The 15,420-nt window shown below is 70.7% G+C and carries 16 protein-coding genes and 1 pseudogene; 8 read left to right on the forward strand and 9 right to left on the reverse strand.

Annotated elements, in window-relative coordinates:
• Positions 1–111: 111 nt before the first annotated feature.
• The 6 genes from RDV84_RS16315 to RDV84_RS16340 form a co-directional block, all read right to left on the reverse strand.
• Positions 112–510: a hypothetical protein gene (locus tag RDV84_RS16315; RefSeq protein WP_309150928.1), complete on the reverse strand. Its 399-nt coding sequence runs from the start codon at positions 508–510 to the stop codon at positions 112–114.
• A 2-nt stretch (positions 511–512) separates the two neighbouring features.
• On the reverse strand, positions 513–1,709 hold the full coding sequence (locus RDV84_RS16320) for an efflux RND transporter periplasmic adaptor subunit (RefSeq protein ID WP_309150929.1): 1,197 nt from the start codon (positions 1,707–1,709) through the stop codon (positions 513–515).
• Positions 1,706–3,226: an efflux transporter outer membrane subunit gene (locus RDV84_RS16325; RefSeq protein ID WP_309150930.1), complete on the reverse strand. Its 1,521-nt coding sequence runs from the start codon at positions 3,224–3,226 to the stop codon at positions 1,706–1,708. The genes RDV84_RS16320 and RDV84_RS16325 overlap by 4 nt, the downstream gene beginning before the upstream one ends.
• Positions 3,227–3,229: 3 nt before the next feature.
• On the reverse strand, positions 3,230–3,688 hold the full coding sequence (locus tag RDV84_RS16330; protein ID WP_057948160.1) for a MarR family winged helix-turn-helix transcriptional regulator: 459 nt from the start codon (positions 3,686–3,688) through the stop codon (positions 3,230–3,232).
• 325 nt (positions 3,689–4,013) lie between these two features.
• Complete coding sequence (locus RDV84_RS16335) at positions 4,014–4,676, reverse strand: CPBP family intramembrane glutamic endopeptidase (RefSeq protein ID WP_250449721.1); 663 nt, start codon at positions 4,674–4,676, stop codon at positions 4,014–4,016.
• Positions 4,677–4,729: 53 nt separating this feature from the next.
• Entirely contained in the window at positions 4,730–5,521 is a 792-nt protein-coding gene (locus RDV84_RS16340) for a cytochrome C assembly family protein (protein WP_250449722.1), read from the reverse strand.
• Positions 5,522–5,664: 143 nt separating this feature from the next.
• On the opposite strand from RDV84_RS16340, the gene ffh reads away from it, so the two are divergent.
• The 6 genes from ffh (at position 5,665) to rplS (ending at position 11,053) form a co-directional block, all read left to right on the forward strand.
• On the forward strand, positions 5,665–7,038 hold the full coding sequence (gene ffh, locus RDV84_RS16345) for a signal recognition particle protein (RefSeq protein ID WP_078999869.1): 1,374 nt from the start codon (positions 5,665–5,667) through the stop codon (positions 7,036–7,038).
• A gap of 539 nt (positions 7,039–7,577) precedes the next feature.
• Entirely contained in the window at positions 7,578–8,480 is a 903-nt protein-coding gene (locus RDV84_RS16350) for a hypothetical protein (protein WP_309150931.1), read from the forward strand.
• Positions 8,481–8,792: 312 nt separating this feature from the next.
• Positions 8,793–9,050 carry a 30S ribosomal protein S16 gene (gene rpsP / locus RDV84_RS16355; protein WP_057948155.1) on the forward strand — a complete coding sequence of 86 codons (258 nt, stop codon included), beginning with the start codon at positions 8,793–8,795 and terminating at the stop codon, positions 9,048–9,050.
• A 41-nt stretch (positions 9,051–9,091) separates the two neighbouring features.
• The gene (gene rimM, locus RDV84_RS16360) at positions 9,092–9,607 is read left to right on the forward strand and encodes a ribosome maturation factor RimM (RefSeq protein ID WP_057948154.1); all 516 of its coding nucleotides are present in this window, start codon (positions 9,092–9,094) and stop codon (positions 9,605–9,607) included.
• Positions 9,608–9,703: 96 nt separating this feature from the next.
• Positions 9,704–10,543 (forward strand): tRNA (guanosine(37)-N1)-methyltransferase TrmD, encoded by an 840-nt coding sequence (trmD, locus tag RDV84_RS16365; RefSeq protein ID WP_309150932.1) that lies wholly within the window; start codon positions 9,704–9,706, stop codon positions 10,541–10,543.
• A 111-nt stretch (positions 10,544–10,654) separates the two neighbouring features.
• A complete protein-coding gene (gene rplS / locus RDV84_RS16370; protein ID WP_057948153.1) occupies positions 10,655–11,053 on the forward strand; it encodes a 50S ribosomal protein L19 in 399 nt (132 codons plus the stop codon).
• 307 nt (positions 11,054–11,360) lie between these two features.
• On the opposite strand, the gene RDV84_RS26650 is transcribed toward rplS, so the two are convergent.
• Complete coding sequence (locus RDV84_RS26650) at positions 11,361–12,005, reverse strand: DUF6053 domain-containing protein (RefSeq protein WP_425606246.1); 645 nt, start codon at positions 12,003–12,005, stop codon at positions 11,361–11,363.
• On the opposite strand from RDV84_RS26650, the gene RDV84_RS26655 reads away from it, so the two are divergent.
• Complete coding sequence (locus RDV84_RS26655; protein ID WP_425606380.1) at positions 11,923–12,222, forward strand: DUF6053 domain-containing protein; 300 nt, start codon at positions 11,923–11,925, stop codon at positions 12,220–12,222. The genes RDV84_RS26650 and RDV84_RS26655 overlap by 83 nt on opposite strands.
• 62 nt (positions 12,223–12,284) lie before the next feature.
• Here RDV84_RS26655 and RDV84_RS16380 read toward each other — a convergent pair.
• Positions 12,285–13,559 (reverse strand): annotated as a pseudogene (locus RDV84_RS16380) (MATE family efflux transporter); the annotation flags it as partial.
• A gap of 242 nt (positions 13,560–13,801) precedes the next feature.
• Here RDV84_RS16380 and RDV84_RS16385 point away from each other — a divergent pair.
• Positions 13,802–14,224, forward strand: a complete 423-nt coding sequence (locus tag RDV84_RS16385; RefSeq protein ID WP_078999875.1) for an RNA-binding S4 domain-containing protein — start codon at positions 13,802–13,804, stop codon at positions 14,222–14,224.
• Positions 14,225–14,578: 354 nt separating this feature from the next.
• On the opposite strand, the gene RDV84_RS16390 is transcribed toward RDV84_RS16385, so the two are convergent.
• The gene (locus RDV84_RS16390; RefSeq protein WP_057948150.1) at positions 14,579–15,217 is read right to left on the reverse strand and encodes a DUF937 domain-containing protein; all 639 of its coding nucleotides are present in this window, start codon (positions 15,215–15,217) and stop codon (positions 14,579–14,581) included.
• Positions 15,218–15,420: the final 203 nt, after the last annotated feature.

Here is a 15,420-nt window from a genome sequence, read left to right on the forward strand (position 1 = left end):
TTGAGTCGGGGGCCTGATCGCTCAGGACGGGCCGCGTGGGAGAGCGCGGGGCCGCGAATCGTGTTGTCGCGATGGCGTGCGTTCGTCGGAAAGACCGAACCCGCCTAGCCGTCATTCCGGCGAAAGCCGGAATCCATTTTGCTGTTGCTTTTGACTTGCGCCGGGGAGATCAAAATGGATTCCGGCTTTCGCCGGAATGACGGGCTTGAAGCGATGCGGCTTCGGATGTGGCCGGGGTTGCGTTGCTTCGGTTGGTTCCGGCTTTCGCCGGAATGACGGTGTCGCAGCGGCGCTGCTTCCGACATCGCCGGGGCGAGACCGCTTGTGCCGCAACAACAAAAAAGGAAGCGCAGGCGAGAACGACGTGGGGGAGGTGCTCGCCTGCGCCTTGCGGCGGCGGAACGCGTTCGTTTCGATCCCGATGCGGGGGGAGGGGACATCGGCCGATGCGAACGCGGCCCGTGCCGCAATGCGGTCGGACGCGCCTCGTGCGCGCCCGACCGCTTCCATGCTCAGCCGTGCTGCACGCCCGGCAGGTTCTCGCGCACGATCTTGTCGATCATCGCGTCGGCGTCGTGCAGCTGCTTGGCGTAGGCCTGCGTGCTCAGCACCGGCTTGGCCGGCGGTTCGGCGGCCAGCACCGCGCCGTTCTGGTCGCGGATGGCGACGTCGACGTGCATGCTCAGGCCCAGGCGCAGCGGGTGTTCGACCAGTTGCTTGGGCTCGATCTCGATGCGCACCGGCACGCGCTGGATGATCTTGATCCAGTTGCCGCTGGCGTTCTGCGCCGGCAACAGCGAGAACGCGCTGCCGGTGCCCAGGCCCAGGCTCACGACCTTGCCGTCGTAGCGCACGTCGGAGCCGTACAGGTCCGAATGCAGTTCGACCGGCTGGCCGATGCGCATCTTGGCCAGCTGGGTCTCCTTGAAGTTGGCGTCCACCCACACTTCGTTGAGCGGGATGATCGTCATCAGCGCGGTGCCCGGCGCCACGCGCTGGCCGAGCTGCACGTTGCGCTTGCCGACGTAGCCGTTGACCGGCGCGACGATGGCCGAGCGCTGCAGGTTCAGATAGGCCTGGCGCAGTTGCGCGGCGGCGGCGGCGACCTGCGGCTGGCGGGCGACGGTGGTCGCATCGACCAGCGCGCGGTTGCGCGCCAGGCTGCCGCGCGAGGACGACAGCGAGGCTTCGGCCGAGGCCAGTTCGTCGCGGGCGTGGGCCAGTTCCTCGGCCGAGACCGCGCCGCTGGCGACCAAACCTTCGCGGCGCTTGACGTCGGCGCGGGCCTTCTGCACCGCGACTTCGCGCGCCGACAGATCGGCCTGGCCGGCATCGACCGCGCTGAACAAGCCGCGCACCTGGCGCACGGTGTTGGCGAGGTTGGCCACCGACTGGTCGTAGGCGACCTGGGCGTCGTTCGGGTCCAGCTGCACCAGCACCTGGCCGGCGCTCACCTTCATGCCGTCGTCGGCACCGATGCTGACCACGGTGCCCTGCACCTGCGGGGTGATGTTGACCACGTTGCCCTGGACGTAGGCATCGTCGGTGTCCTGGTGCCAGCGCAGCACCAGCATGTAGTACAGCGTCCAGGCCACCGCGGCGATCGCGACCACGGCGAACAGGATCAGCAGCGCCTTGCGGCGCTTGCCGTTCTTCGGCGGCGCGGCGGGCGCGGCCGCGGCGGCATTGGGGTTGACTTCGGTCGTCATGGCGTGGGGGCCTTGGCAATAGCGTTGTTGTCGGAAGAAGCGTCGGGGACCGTCGCGGCCACCGGATCGGGCGGGCTCAGCTGCAGGCCGCCGCCGAGCGCGCGATCCAGGTCGATGCGCGCGGCCAGGCGCTGCGCGCGCAGCGTGGCCAGTTGCTGGTCGAGCTGCAGCAGCGGGCGCTGCGCGGTCAGCACGTCGATCTGGGTGCCCAGGCCGGCGCGGTAGCGGCTGGTGGCGATCTGCCAAGCCTGTTGCGCGGCGTCGCGCGCCTGCTGCGCCGAGGCCAGCTGGCCGTCGAGTGAACGCGAGGACTGCACCGCGTCGGCGACTTCGCGCAGCGCGCCGATCAGGCTCTGGTTGTAGTTGGCGACGGCCAGGTCGTAGTCGGCGTCGCTGCCGGCCAGCTCGTTGCGCAGCCGGCCACCATCGAAGATCGGCATGCTGATCGCCGGGCCACCCTGGTACAGGCGCGCCTGGCTGGTGAACAGGTCCGACAGGTGCGCGGTGGCGAGGCCGACGATCGCGCTGAGGTTCACGGTCGGATAGAAGTCGGCCTTGGCCGCCTTGATCCCGTGCGAGGACGCTTCCACGCGCCAGCGCGCGGCGACCACGTCGGGACGGTGGCCGAGCAGCTCGCTCGGCAGCACGTCGGGCACGCCGGCGGCGTTGCCGGCCAGCAGGGTCGGGCGGGCGATGCTCAGGCCGCGGTCCGGGCCCTTGCCCAGCAGCGCGGCGAGCGCGTTGCGGGCGGCGTCGATCTGCTGCTGCGCGGCCTGGATCTGCTGGTCGGCGCTGGCGCTGGCGCTCTGCGCGTTGCGGATCTGCAATTGGTTGTCGAGGCCGGCCTTGACCCGCTGCTGGCCGAGGCCGAGCAGGTTGTCGGAGCGCCGCTTCTCGGCCTTGGCCACGTCCTGCGCCTCGAACGCCTGGGCCAGCGAGACGTAGCTGCGGGCGATGTTCGACGACAGGGTCAGGCGCGCGGCCTGCGCTTCGACTTCGGCCGCGCGCGACTGGCCCAGTGCGGCCTGCCAGCGCGCGCGCTTGCCGCCCCACAGGTCGGGCGAGTACTTGAAGCTCAGCATCAGCACGTCCGCGCCGAGGTACTTGCCGCCGATCGGATCCGGCGCCAGGGTCTCGGGCAGGTGCGCGCCGGAGTACTGCGCGCTGCCGCCGAGGGTCGGCTTGCGCGCCGCGTCGGCGAGGCCGGCCTGGGCCACCGCCTGGCGCACGCGCGCGTCGGCCGCGTCCAGGCTCGGCGAACCGGCCAGGGCTTCGTCGATCAGGCCGTTGAGCTGGGCGTCGCCGAACGCGGTCCACCAGTCGCGCTGCGGGAACTGCGCGGCGGACAGGTCGGCGACGGCGAGGCTGCGCTTGGCTTCGAGGCTGTCGGCATCGAGCGCGCGGCCCGACGGCTGCAGGCCGCGGGTGCTGGCGCAACCGGCGAGTATCAACGCCGCGGCCAGCGGCGCGAGCACGTAAAGCAGCCCGCGGCGCGGGCGAGTGTCGTGGACGGACATGGCTCAGGAACCGGAAAGGGAGAGGTTGTCGCGGACCTGTTCGAGCAAGCGGTAGAGCTGTTCGCGGTCGGAGTCGCTGAGGCCGGACATGGCGCGCTCGCGCACGCGGCGGCCGCACTGGTCGATGTCGGCCCAGATCGCGGTGCCGGCTTCGGTCAGGTGGATGTTCAGCGCCCGGCGGTCGTCCGGATCGGCGACGCGCGCGACCAGGCCGCGGCTCTCGAGCTTGTCGAGCAGGCGGGTCATGGCGCCCGGATTGAGCTGGGCCGCTCGCGCCAGTTCGGTGACCCCGGCGGTGCCGATGGCCAACTCCTTGAGGGTGATGAACTGGCTGAAGGTCAGATCGTGGCCTGCCTGGGCCAGCTCGCGCTCCATCTGCGCCCACATCGCGTCGCGCACTTGGCGGAACAGCAGGCCGAGGTTGGAGGTGGAGCAGGGCTGGGTGGGGGTCGGGGTCGTCATGGCGCGGCATGTTGCTCGCCCGCGCAATAGTTGTCAATGCAAATATTGAGCTGGCAAAAGGCCCGTTCAGCAAGTACCGACCGGGCGTTCGCAAAGCGATTCGCTCCGTTCGTTTTCGGCAACTATCTGATTAAAAAGATATTCCTCGCGGACGCGAGTCTGTGACCGAAGCGGTCGAATACTGACCGTCGCGCCGCGAGGACGATTTGTTGCGCCGCAACAGGCCAAACATGGCCAAGCCGGCGACGGACGGGGCCGGGATCCGGCGGGCGGGGGGCGCGACCGGCGGCGCCGATCCACGCAGCGCCGGCGCCGGCCCGGGGGCTCAGCGCGCGAACAGCGCCAGCGCGTCCAGTGCGATGTGCGCCACCACCAGCGGCCACAGCCGGCCGGTGACCGAGTACAGCCAGGCGAAGGCCAGCCCCATCGGCACCATCACCGCGCCGGCCTCGCCCTGGTAGAGGTGGTAGCTGGCGCGGATCGCGGTGCTCAGGTGGATCGCGGTCCACATCGACGGCCGTTCGCGCAGGGCCGAGACCAGGTAGCCGCAGACCAGGGCTTCCTCGAAGAATCCGTTCACCGCCGAGGCGGCGAGCATCAGCCGCCAGTCCAGGTCGGACGCGACCCGTACCGAATCGTCGGCGTCGATCGGCAGCAGCCCGATCAGCGCGGCCACGGCATGGAACAGCCAGAACCCGACCAGGGTCGCGGCGGCGAGCGCGACGCCGCGCGGCAGGTCGCGCCAGCCCGGCGCCGGCCCGAGCCGCGCCCAGGTCCAGCCGCGCAGGCGCAGGAAGGCGCCGATGATCGCCAGCGTGGCCAGTTGCGTGCCCATCAGTCCGCTCAGGCTGGCGTTGTCGAACACCGCCGTCAGCGGCTGCGGCGACAGCGCCATGCTCAGGCTCTGGTAGATCGACCAGCCGAAGGCCAGGGTCAGTACGCCGACGAATTCGCTGCGCTCCGACAGCGACTTGATCCAGTTGACCATCGTGCGTTCCCTGCGCCGACCGGGTCGGCCGCCCCCGATTCGATCCGCGGCGGTCAGACCCGCCGCAGCACCAGTTCCAGCACGAACTTGCTGCCGAAGAACGCCAACACCAGCAGCGCCATCGCCGCCAGGGTCCAGCGCACCGCGACCACGCCGCGCCAGCCGTAGCGCCAGCGCCCCAGCAGCAGGCCGCCGAACGCCAGCCACGACAGCACGCTGAGCACGGTCTTGTGCACCAGGTGCTGGGCCAGCAGGTTCTCCACGAACAGCACGCCGGTCAGCAAGGTCGCGGTGAGCAGGACGAAGCCGACCGCGATGGTGCGGAACAGCAGGCTTTCCAGCTCCACCAGCGGCGGCAGCGCGCGCAGCCAGCCGTGGAACTCGCGCCGGCGCAGCGCGCTTTCCTGCAGCCACAGCATCACCGCGAACAGCGCCGCGACCGCCAGGGTGGCGTAGGCCAGCAGCGCCATCCATGCGTGCAGCTGCAGGCGCCAGTCCAGCGGCTCGGGATGCTGGACGTGGCCGTAGAGCTGGTAGGCCAGCAGCATCAGCGCCGACAGCGGGAACACCACCACGCCGAGCGCGGCCATGCGTCCGGCCGCGCCGACGATGGCGGTCAGGATCGACATGCCCAGCCCGACCAGCGACAGCGCGGCGAAGAAGTGCAGGTCGGCGCCGCCGGCGCCGCGCCAGGCCATCAGATGGGCCAGTCCGTGCAGCAACACCGCCAGGTTGGCCGGCAGCAGCCAGCCGCGCGCGCCGCGGCCGCCGTCGCGGCGCACCGCGCGGACCAGCAGGCCGGCCGCGCTCAGGTACAGGGCGATGGCGATGAGAACGATTGTCATCGGGGGAGTTTGGCATAAGGGCAGGAGCGAGCGGAGAGCAGCGAGGAGCGAGCAGGGGCGCTTTCGCTCACTTCTCGCTCCTCTCCGCTCACTTCCGGCCCCGCTATACTGCCCGCCCCGTCGCCGCAGCCCCGCCCCCAGCCATGTTCGAGTCCCTGACCCAACGCCTCTCCGGCACCATCGAGCGCCTGCGCGGCCGCGGCCGCCTGACCGAAGAGAACATCCGCGAAGCCACCCGCGAGGTGCGCATCGCCCTGCTGGAGGCCGACGTCGCCCTGCCGGTGGTGCAGGCGCTGATCGAGCGCATCAAGGTGCGCGCGGTCGGCCAGGAAGTGCTCAAGTCGCTGACCCCGGGCCAGGCCCTGATCAAGGTCGTGCGCGACGAACTGACCGCGGTGATGGGCTCGCAGGCCGCCGACCTGAACCTCAACGTGCCGGCGCCGGCGGTGATCCTGATGGCCGGCCTGCAGGGCGCGGGCAAGACCACCACCGTCGGCAAGCTCGCCAAGCACCTCAAGGAACGGCGCAAGAAGAAGGTGATGGTGGTCTCCGCCGACATCTACCGTCCGGCGGCGATCGAGCAGCTCAAGCAGTTGGCCGAGCAGGTCGACGTGCTGTTCTTCCCCTCGGCCGCCTCGCAGAAGCCCGAGGAGATCGTGCGCGCCGCCATCGCCGACGCGCGCAAGTCCTTCGTCGACGTGCTGCTGGTCGACACCGCCGGCCGCCTCGCCATCGACGAGGCGATGATGAGCGAGATCAAGGCGCTGCACGCCGCGGTCGCGCCGGTGGAAACCCTGTTCGTGGTCGACTCGATGACCGGCCAGGACGCGGCGACCACGGCCAAGGCCTTCAGCGAAGCGCTGCCGCTGACCGGCGTGGTGCTGACCAAGACCGACGGCGACGCCCGCGGCGGCGCCGCGCTGTCGGTGCGCTACATCACCGGCAAGCCGATCAAGTTCATCGGCGTGGGCGAGAAGCCCGACGGCCTGGACGTGTTCCACCCCGACCGCGTCGCCAGCCGCATCCTCGACATGGGCGACGTGCTGTCGCTGGTCGAGCAGGTCGAGCAGCAGGTCGACAAGGACAAGGCGCAAAAGCTCGCCGAGAAGGTCGCCAAGGGCAAGAAGTTCGACCTCAACGACATGAAGGACCAGCTCGAGCAGATGCAGAACATGGGCGGCCTGAGCGGGCTCATGGACAAGCTGCCGGGCATGGGCCAGATCCCGGACAACGTCAAGAGCCAGATCACCGGCAAGGAAGTGCCGCGGATGGTCGCGATCATCAACTCGATGACCAAGAAGGAACGGCGCAACCCGGGGCTGCTCAACGGCTCGCGCCGCGCGCGCATCGCCAAGGGCGCCGGCCTGACCCCGGCCGACGTCAACAAGCTGATGAAGCAGTACCAGCAGATGGAGAAGATGATGAGCAAGCTCTCCGGCGGCGGCATGAAGGGCCTGATGCGCGGCATGCGCGGCATGATGGGCGGCGGCGGCCGCGGCGGACTGCCGTTCCGCTGATCGCGCGCGCCGCGCACCGATTCGCGCCACGACGGCGGCCCATGGGCCGCCGTCGTCGTTTCCGCCGCCGCATTCGCAGCCCCGGCCGCCGCCTGTAGGAGCGGCGCAAGCCGCGACCGCGCCGCCGCGGTAACGACGCGACCGCCGATTCCTGCGTCATCGCGAACGCAGCGCGCTTCGCCATCGCTGCGACCAAGACGTCGCCTCGCGACGTCGCCGCGGTCGCGCGCCGCCGCGGCGACGCGTCCTCGCGCAGACACCTGCGTCGCCGATCCCGCGACGCCGCCGTCCCGCGCATCGCCGACCGGCGGCCGGCGCCGTTCTCTTCGCGCGAGATGCCCGCGCGCAACACTTGCCTCCGCTCCACGGCAAGCGCCTCGCCCAAGGCTTCATCGCGGCGACCGCGCCACCGCCCGCGCGGCGCGCCCGCGCGCCGCCGGCGCCGCGGAGCGATCGTTTCAGCACCCGTCCACCCGCACTACGACGCAAGGACCGGCCATGCATCCGCACGGCCGCAAACCGATCATGGAGATCGCTCGATGACCCGACTTTCGACGATGTGCGGCGCGCTCGCGCTGGCCATCGCCGGCCTCGCCGCCGCACCCTCGGCCCTGGCCGAGACCTCGTATTCCTTCGCCAGCGAAGCCGGCGACTACATCGGACAGGGCCAGTCCAAGACGTACACCGGCGCCGACTCGACCATCGCCGTCAGCGGCAACGCGCAAGCGCTGCAGATGAGCGTGAACCGCGGCAACGACAACTGGCGGATCGAACTCAGCGCGCCGCGCGGCCAGCGCCTGCAGCCGGGCCGCTACTACTTCGCCGAACGCTCCGCGTTCCGCACCGGCCGCTCGCCCGGCATCGACATCGGCGGCAACGGCCGCGGTTGCGGCAGTACCTGGGGCTCGGTCTACATCCAGCAGATCGAATTCGGCGCCAACGACGCGGTGACCGCGCTGGAAGCGACCGGCCTGCAGCGCTGCGAACTCGAAAACGCGCCGCTGCTGACCGCCAAGCTGCGCTACAACGTGCAGCCGCTGTCGCTGGCGCTGGACAGCGACGCCGGCGATTACATCGGCCGCGGCCTGCGCAAGGACTACGCCGGCGACACCAGCACCTTCGCCGTGTCCGGCAACGCCGGCTACCTGATCTACAACGTCTCGGGCCAGCGCGATTCGTGGTCGGCGATCCTGCGTCCGCCGACCGGCCAGACCCTGGGCGTCGGCACCTATCCGATCAGCCGCTTCGGCGACGCCAACAGCGTCGGCTTCGACTTCGCCGGCAACGGCCGCGGCTGCAACCGGGTCGCCGGCTCGATCGCGATCAAGGCGGTCGAGGTGGACCCGGTCTCGCGCATGGTCACCGGCCTGTCGGCCGACTTCGAGCAGCGCTGCGAGGCCGGATCGACCGCGTTGCGCGGCAGCATCCGCTACAAGCGCTGAGCTCGTAGCCGGGGGAGGCAGATGCGGCCGGCGTCGGGGGCGATCCGGCCGCGGGGGCGGCGCCAGGACGGCGCCGTCCCGTCGCGGACCCGCTGGCGCGGGCTGCGGCGAGGCAGGGCGGGCAAGGAGGCCCGGCGATCGCGGGCCGGAACCGGGCGGGTAGGCCGCCCGGGGACGGCCCGGGTCGGTTCGCTGCGAGGAGGGGGCGCCGGCCGGGGCCAGGCCACGGGTTTGCCTGAGGCGCCCGATGGGCTACAATCGCCGGCTTACCCCGTCATTCCGACGGCTGGGCAACACAGGAAAGCAACCCTCATGGTCAAGATTCGCCTGACCCGTGGCGGCGCCAAGAAGCGTCCGTTCTACCACATCATCGTCACCGACAGCCGCAGCGCCCGCGACGGCCGCAACATCGAGCGCGTCGGTTTCTACAACCCGGTCGCCGCCGGCAACGAAAAGCGCGTCGAGCTGAACCTCGATCGCGTCAAGCATTGGGTCGCCAACGGCGCCCAGCTGACCGACAAGGTCGCCGACCTGTACAAGCAGGCCGTCAAGGCCGCTCCGGCCGCCTGAGCCGGCGGGCCGCGCGCCACGCGCGCGGCCCTCTTACGCATATGAGCGAATCCTCGCGCCGCATCCTGTTGGGCAGGGTGCTCGGCGCGTTCGGCATTCGCGGCGAAGCCAAGCTCGAGTCCTGGACCGAGCCGCGCGCCGCGATCTTCCGCTACCAGCCGTGGATCGTGCGCGATCCGCACGGCGGCGAGCGCGAACTGTCGGGCGTGCGCGGCCGCGAAAGCGGCAAGTACCTGATCGCCAACCTGCCGGGCGTGACCGACCGCGACGCGGTCGAGGCGCTGCGCGGTACCGAAATCTATGTTCCGCGCTCGGCCCTGCCGCCGCCGCGCGAAGGCGAGTTCTACTGGGTCGACCTGGAAGGCCTGGACGTGGTCACCACCCAGGGCCTCGCCCTGGGCAAGGTCAGCCATTTGTTCGCGACCGGCGCCAACGACGTGCTGGTCGCGCGCGACGACGAGCGCGAGCGCATGATCCCGTTCGTGATCCCGCAGTACGTGCTGTCGGTGGATTTCGAAGCGCGGCGCGTGACCGTCGACTGGGATCCCGATTTTTGAGCAGTGAGCGCAGAGGCGCGAGAAGTGAGCGAAAGCTCGCTCCTGCCGCTCTTGCTGTTGCTCGCTTCTCGCTCCTCTCCGCTCACTCCTAGTCCCATGCGCATCGACGTGATCAGCCTGTTCCCCGAGTTCGTCGCGCAATGCGCGGCGTTCGGCGTGGTCGGCCGCGCCGGCGAGCGCGGGCTGCTGTCGATGCACGGCTGGAATCCGCGCGATTACGCCGAAGGCAACTATCGCCGGGTGGACGAGCGTCCGTTCGGCGGCGGGCCGGGCATGGTGATGTTGATCGATCCGCTGCGCGCGGCGATCCGCGCGGCGCGCGCGGCCGATCCGGCGCCGGCGCGGGTGGTCTACCTGAGCCCGCAAGGCGCGCGGCTGGACCAGGCCAAGGTGCGCGAACTAGCCGGCCACGCGCGGTTGATCCTGCTGTGCGGGCGCTACGAGGGCGTCGACGAGCGATTGATCCGGGCCGAGGTCGACGAGGAACTGTCGATCGGCGACTACGTGCTGTCCGGCGGCGAACTGGCCGCAGCGGTCGTGGTGGACGCGGTCGCGCGCCTGCAGGACGGCGCGCTCGGCGATGCCGAGTCGGCGGTGCAGGACAGTTTCGAGGACGGGCTGCTGGACTGCCCGCACTACACCCGCCCGGTCGAGCACGAACTGGGCGGCGTGCCCGAGGTGCTGATGTCGGGCAACCACGCCCGCATCGCCCAGTGGCGCCGGCAGCAGTCGCTGGGCCGGACCTGGCAGCGCCGCCCCGACCTGTTCGACGAGGCGGCCCTGTCCAAGGCCGACCGCAAGCTGCTGGCGGCCTACCGGGCCGAACTGGCGACGGCCGGGGAGGGCGCGGAAACCGGTTCCAGGGCCGCTTCCGAGGCCGTTTCCGCCCCAGCGGCGGACGGTTCTGCGACCGGCGGTGCGGCGCGGGGCGATTGAGCCCTAGCCACGGCCGAAAAATTCCCGTTATAATTAGCCGCTTAGCTGTATCCATGCCATGACGCGGGTCCACGTGCACTCGCGCAACAACTAATCCAACAGGCCATAGCCATGAACAAGCCGTCGATCCATACGCTGGTCCAGAATTTCGAAGCCGAGCAGGTGCAGCGCAAGCTGCCCGAGTTCAGCCCGGGCGACACCGTCGTCGTCAACGTCAAGGTCAAGGAAGGCAACCGCGAGCGCGTCCAGGCCTATGAAGGCGTGGTCATCGGCAAGAAGAACGCCGGCCTCAACTCGTCGTTCACCGTGCGCAAGATCTCGCACGGCTACGGCGTCGAGCGCGTGTTCCAGACCCACAGCGCCGTGATCGACTCGGTCCAGGTCAAGCGCCGCGGCAAGGTCCGCGCCGGCAAGCTGTACTACCTGCGCGGCCTGGAAGGCAAGAAGGCCCGCATCAAGGAAGATCTGGCCGCCTACGCGCGCGCCAAGAACGCGCCGGCCGCCGAGTAACCCGGTACGCTGCTGCTGCGTCGCGAACGGCCGCCGAAAGGCGGCCGTTTGCATTTGCGCCGATGCGGCGTGCAACCGGCGGACCAGGCTGCGTTCGGCGTGCCGATGCAAGCCTCGAAGCCGCGTTCTTGCGAAAGCCACGACCCGTGGCTGCATCGCGACAAGGCGGTGAGCTTCGGCACCCGCGCCTGTGCACTGACGTAAGGCTCGCTGGACGCCGCGCGCAAACCCGCGCCCAGCGAGCCGCCAGTCCATGGGGAGCCCGCACATGCGCAATCGCTATCGGCGAAGACGCACAGTTCCCGCATTACGTCCGGGCGTGAGCGCAATCGCCGGCCGCCGACGTGGCCGCGATCGCCCCCGCGCCCGGCCGGCCGCGCCGCTGTGCGCGGGTCGCGAATCGCGCTAGATTCGCCACGCGGTCCTGCCCGCCGCAGTCCCCGAACATCGCGCCGCCCCCGCGGCGGGAGCGTCCATGAATCCTGGCCTGTCCGAAGGCGACATCTGCACTTATCCGCGCAGCGACGGCACCTGGGGCTTTTTCTGGGTGCAGCGCGTCGATGCGTTGCCGGACGGGCGCGAAGTGCTGTCGCTGCGCAAGTTCGACACCCACACCGTCGACGAGGTCCGGCGCGAGGACGAGGCCGACGTGGCCGAGCTCAAGACCATCCGCCTGCTCGGCCACTTCCCCATCGTCGGCACGCGCGTGGCCGAGGCGCGGCCGCAGGTGATCGGGCGCATGCCGGTGCGCGAGGAAGACCTGGAGGGCTACCGGATCTGGCGCGAAGCCTTCGACCAGGGCGAGGCCGGGGTGTTCACGCTGGAACTGGAGCAGATCTGACCGCGACGGTCGCCGGGCTTGTTTTTTTGTGGGAGGGCCTTCAGGCCCGATGCCCTTCGCTCGGATCGCGGCGATCGGACACAAAAGCATCGGGCCTGAAGGCCCTCCCACAACAACCGCCGCAGGCCGCCGCCGCGCTCCTCAGCCGCGCTCCAGCCGATCCTCGTCGACCGCCACCGCATCGTCGTCGGGACTCGTATCGGCCACCGGCGCCGGCGTATGCGCGGGCACTTCCGCCGGCGTGGCGATGGTCTGGGTGGCCACCGGCGCGGCCACACGTTCGGGCGCGGCCATCATCTTCGCGCGGCGCCAGCCGCCCCAGCGGTAGTAGGCCATCGACACCAGCATCGAGCACAGCGCGCTGACCGGGAAGCTCCACCACAGCGCGTCCAGGCCCAGCACCGGCTGCAGGAAGGTCGCGAACGGCACGCGCACGCCCCACAGCGCCGAGCCCAGGATCAGCAGCGGCGGAATCACCGCGCCGGTGGCGCGGACCACGCCGGAGATCACGAAGGTCACGCCGAAGAACAGGAACGAGAAGATCGCGATGTGATTGAGGTGGCGGGCGATCTCGAACGACGCGCTGCCGTCGGGCAGGAACAGCGCCAGGGTGTAGCGGTCGAACAGGATCAGCGGCGCGATCAGCGCGCCGGTCAGCAGGAAATTGAACAAGGTGCCGGTGCGCGCGGCGGCGTCGACCCGGTCCCAGCGGCCGGCGCCGACGCTCTGCGCGGCGATCGACGAACACGCCGCGCCGATCGCCATCGCCGGCATCTGCACGTAGGTCCACAACTGCAGCGCGGCGCCGTAGCCGGCGGCGATGGCGGTGCCGTGGGCGTTGACCAGGCGGATCATCGCGATCATCGCCAGCGAGATCAGCACCATCTGCAATCCCATCGGCACGCCCTTGACGATCAGCGCGCGCAGCACCGCCGGATCGATCTTCAGCAGGTGCGCGTCGCCGCGGCCGAGCCACAGCACGTGGCGCTTGCGCCGCAGGTGCAGCAGCAGCGCGGCCAGGCTGGCGCCCTGGCCGATGAAGGTCGACAGCGCCGAGCCGGCGATGCCCAGCCCCGGCAGCGGGCCCCAGCCGAAGATCAGCAGCGGGTTGAGCACGATGTCCAGCGCCACCGACATCAGCAGGAAGCGGAACGGCGTGCGCGAGTCGCCGAGGCCGCGCAGCGCCGAGGACAGGAAGGCGAAGGCGTAGATGAAGGGGATCGAGAGGAAGATCACCCGCAGGTACTGCTCGGCCAGCGGCTGCGCGGCCGGCGGCGTGCCCATGCCGCGCAGGATCGCGTCGGCGAAGAACCAGCCGACCGCCGCGATCGCCACCGACAGGCCGAGGAAGAAACTGGCGCTGGTGCCCATGATCCGCCGCGCCCGCGCGGTATCGCGCGCGCCGGTGGCCTGGCCGATCAGGATGGTCGCGGCCATGCCGACGCCGAACATCGAGCCGATCAGGAAGAACATGATGTTGTTGGCGTTGGCCGTCGCGGTCAGCGCGGCCTCGCCGAGGTAGCGGCCGACCCAGATCGAGTTGATCGAGCCGTTGAGCGATTGCGCCGCGTTGCCGGCCATGATCGGCAAGGCGAACGAGATCATGGTGCGGCCGATCGGGCCTTCGGTCAGCAAGTGGCTGCCGCGGGATGCGCTGGGGGCCATGTCGGTACCGGGCGGACGGGCGAGACGGCAGTATGCCGCGCGGGACGCGCAGGAGCGGCGACGGGCCGCGCGGGGCGAACGAGTGCGCAGTATGCCGCGCGCCCGGGCCGGCGCGGCGCCGGCGATTGCGCGCGGTGTGGCGCGATCGGTCGAAATCCGCACGCGCCGCGGCCGTGCGGCGGCGACGGGCGGCGCGGCGGCGTCGCATCGGCGGCGCGCGCGCGGTGGTATCGTTCGCGCCGATGAGCAAGCAAGACGAAACGACGGGCGCGCCGGCGCAGGCGACGGTGCGATTGGACCTGTGGCTATGGGCGGCGCGCTTCTACAAGACCCGCAGCCTGGCGCGGCAGGCGGTGGAGACCGGCAAGGTCGAAGTCGGCGGCCAGCGCGCCAAGGCTTCGCGCGCGGTGCGCCTGGGCGACGCGTTGAAGGTGGCGCGCGGCGAGGAACACTTCGAGATCGCGGTGACCGGTTTGAGCGACACCCGCGGGCCGGCCAGCCTCGCGCAGACCCTGTACGCCGAGACCGAAGCCTCGCGCGTGGCGCGCGAACAGGCGCGCGCCTTGCGCGCGGCCGAGCGCAACGGCTACCGCGCGCCGGAGACCAAGCCGGACAAGCGCGCGCGGCGGCTGATCAAGGCGTTGGGGGATATCGACGCGTTGTAGCGGCGGCGCGGACGAGTCGGCGCGGGCGCGGTTTTGACGTCGCTACCGTCGTCGCGGTCGCGGATTCGGCGCGATCTGCCGTTGCGTGGTCGCGGCTCGCGCCGCTCCTACAGGGAGCGGCCGACGCTTGCGATCTCCCTGTAGGAGCGGCGCAAGCCGCGACCGCGTTGCTGCGGCAGCCGGCGCGGCTCGGCTTGTTTCGTGGAAGCCCGCGTGCAGGGCGAGCAACGCAGATGCGCGCGGTATCGCGCGGCCGCGACCGTCTCCTGCGAAAACCGCGCTCCCCGACACACGAACGGCCGCGCGAGGCGGCCGTTCGGCGAATCCCGGCGACTAGGCGCCGGGCAGGGGAACTCAGCGCTTGCCGCCGAGCAGGTTGCCGCCGATCTTAAGCAGGTCGCCGATGCCGAGCTGGCCGTCGCCGTCCTGGTCGAGCACCGCGCCGAGCAGGCCGCCGGCGCCGCCCTGTTGCTGGATGCGCTGGTGTTCCTGGCCGAGCGCGTCGCCGAGCTGCTGCGGGTTGGCCGCGGCCTGGTTGCCGCCGGAGAACATGCGCTGGGCGAGGTAGGACAGCACGATCGGCGCGAGGATCTTCAGCAGGGTATTGGCCTGGCCGCCGCCCAGGCCGGTGCTCTGACCGAGCCCCTGCGCCGCGGTGTCCTCGCGGCCGCCGAAGATGTGGCCGAGGATGCCGGCGCCGTCGGTCTGGCGACCGCCGCCGCCACCGCCGAGCACCGCGCCGAGCACGCCGCCGAGATCGAGCCCGGCGGCGCCGCCGCCCGCGTCGGCATGGTCGCGCTGCAGCGCGCCGAACAGCGCCTGCGCGCCCTCGGGTTGGCTGGCGTTGCGGCCGAGCGCGCCGAGCAGCAGCGGCAGCGCCTGGCCGACCGCGCTCTGGGTCTGCGACTCGGACAGGCCGAGCTGGCTGCCTATCTGCGCCAGCGGCTGGCCCTGGAGCTGGTTGAGAAGGTCGTCGGTCAGCGAGGCGCTCATCGTTAAATTCCGGTGTACGGGGAGTGCAGATGCTAGCGCCGGCTCGTTAGTGCGGGGTGATGCCGGTGGGTGGGGCTGGAGGGGATGTGGAGACTGGGTGCGTAGCGGTGCTTGGTGTGTGTTGGGGTGTTTGCTGGTGGCACGAGTGGGGATGTCGTGGTGGCCGAAGCTACGAATCTTCCGAGCCGTCATTCGGGCGAAAG

The sequence above is a fragment of the Lysobacter yananisis genome (assembly GCF_031199375.1).
Taxonomy (GTDB): domain Bacteria; phylum Pseudomonadota; class Gammaproteobacteria; order Xanthomonadales; family Xanthomonadaceae; genus Lysobacter; species Lysobacter yananisis.

Bases quoted from the DNA above. Each gene is read 5' to 3' on its own strand.
- trmD (WP_309150932.1), top strand. From the start codon at position 9,704: ATGCGCATCGACGTGATCAGCCTGTTCCCCGAGTTCGTCGCGCAATGC.
- RDV84_RS16335 (WP_250449721.1), bottom strand. From the start codon at position 4,676: ATGGTCAACTGGATCAAGTCGCTGTCGGAGCGCAGCGAATTCGTCGGC.
- ffh (WP_078999869.1), top strand. From the start codon at position 5,665: ATGTTCGAGTCCCTGACCCAACGCCTCTCCGGCACCATCGAGCGCCTG.
- RDV84_RS16390 (WP_057948150.1), bottom strand. From the start codon at position 15,217: ATGAGCGCCTCGCTGACCGACGACCTTCTCAACCAGCTCCAGGGCCAG.
- RDV84_RS16325 (WP_309150930.1), bottom strand. From the start codon at position 3,226: ATGTCCGTCCACGACACTCGCCCGCGCCGCGGGCTGCTTTACGTGCTC.
- RDV84_RS16330 (WP_057948160.1), bottom strand. From the start codon at position 3,688: ATGACGACCCCGACCCCCACCCAGCCCTGCTCCACCTCCAACCTCGGC.
- rplS (WP_057948153.1), top strand. From the start codon at position 10,655: ATGAACAAGCCGTCGATCCATACGCTGGTCCAGAATTTCGAAGCCGAG.
- RDV84_RS16320 (WP_309150929.1), bottom strand. From the start codon at position 1,709: ATGACGACCGAAGTCAACCCCAATGCCGCCGCGGCCGCGCCCGCCGCG.
- RDV84_RS16385 (WP_078999875.1), top strand. From the start codon at position 13,802: ATGAGCAAGCAAGACGAAACGACGGGCGCGCCGGCGCAGGCGACGGTG.
- RDV84_RS16350 (WP_309150931.1), top strand. From the start codon at position 7,578: ATGACCCGACTTTCGACGATGTGCGGCGCGCTCGCGCTGGCCATCGCC.
- RDV84_RS16340 (WP_250449722.1), bottom strand. From the start codon at position 5,521: ATGACAATCGTTCTCATCGCCATCGCCCTGTACCTGAGCGCGGCCGGC.
- rimM (WP_057948154.1), top strand. From the start codon at position 9,092: ATGAGCGAATCCTCGCGCCGCATCCTGTTGGGCAGGGTGCTCGGCGCG.
- RDV84_RS16315 (WP_309150928.1), bottom strand. From the start codon at position 510: ATGGAAGCGGTCGGGCGCGCACGAGGCGCGTCCGACCGCATTGCGGCA.
- rpsP (WP_057948155.1), top strand. From the start codon at position 8,793: ATGGTCAAGATTCGCCTGACCCGTGGCGGCGCCAAGAAGCGTCCGTTC.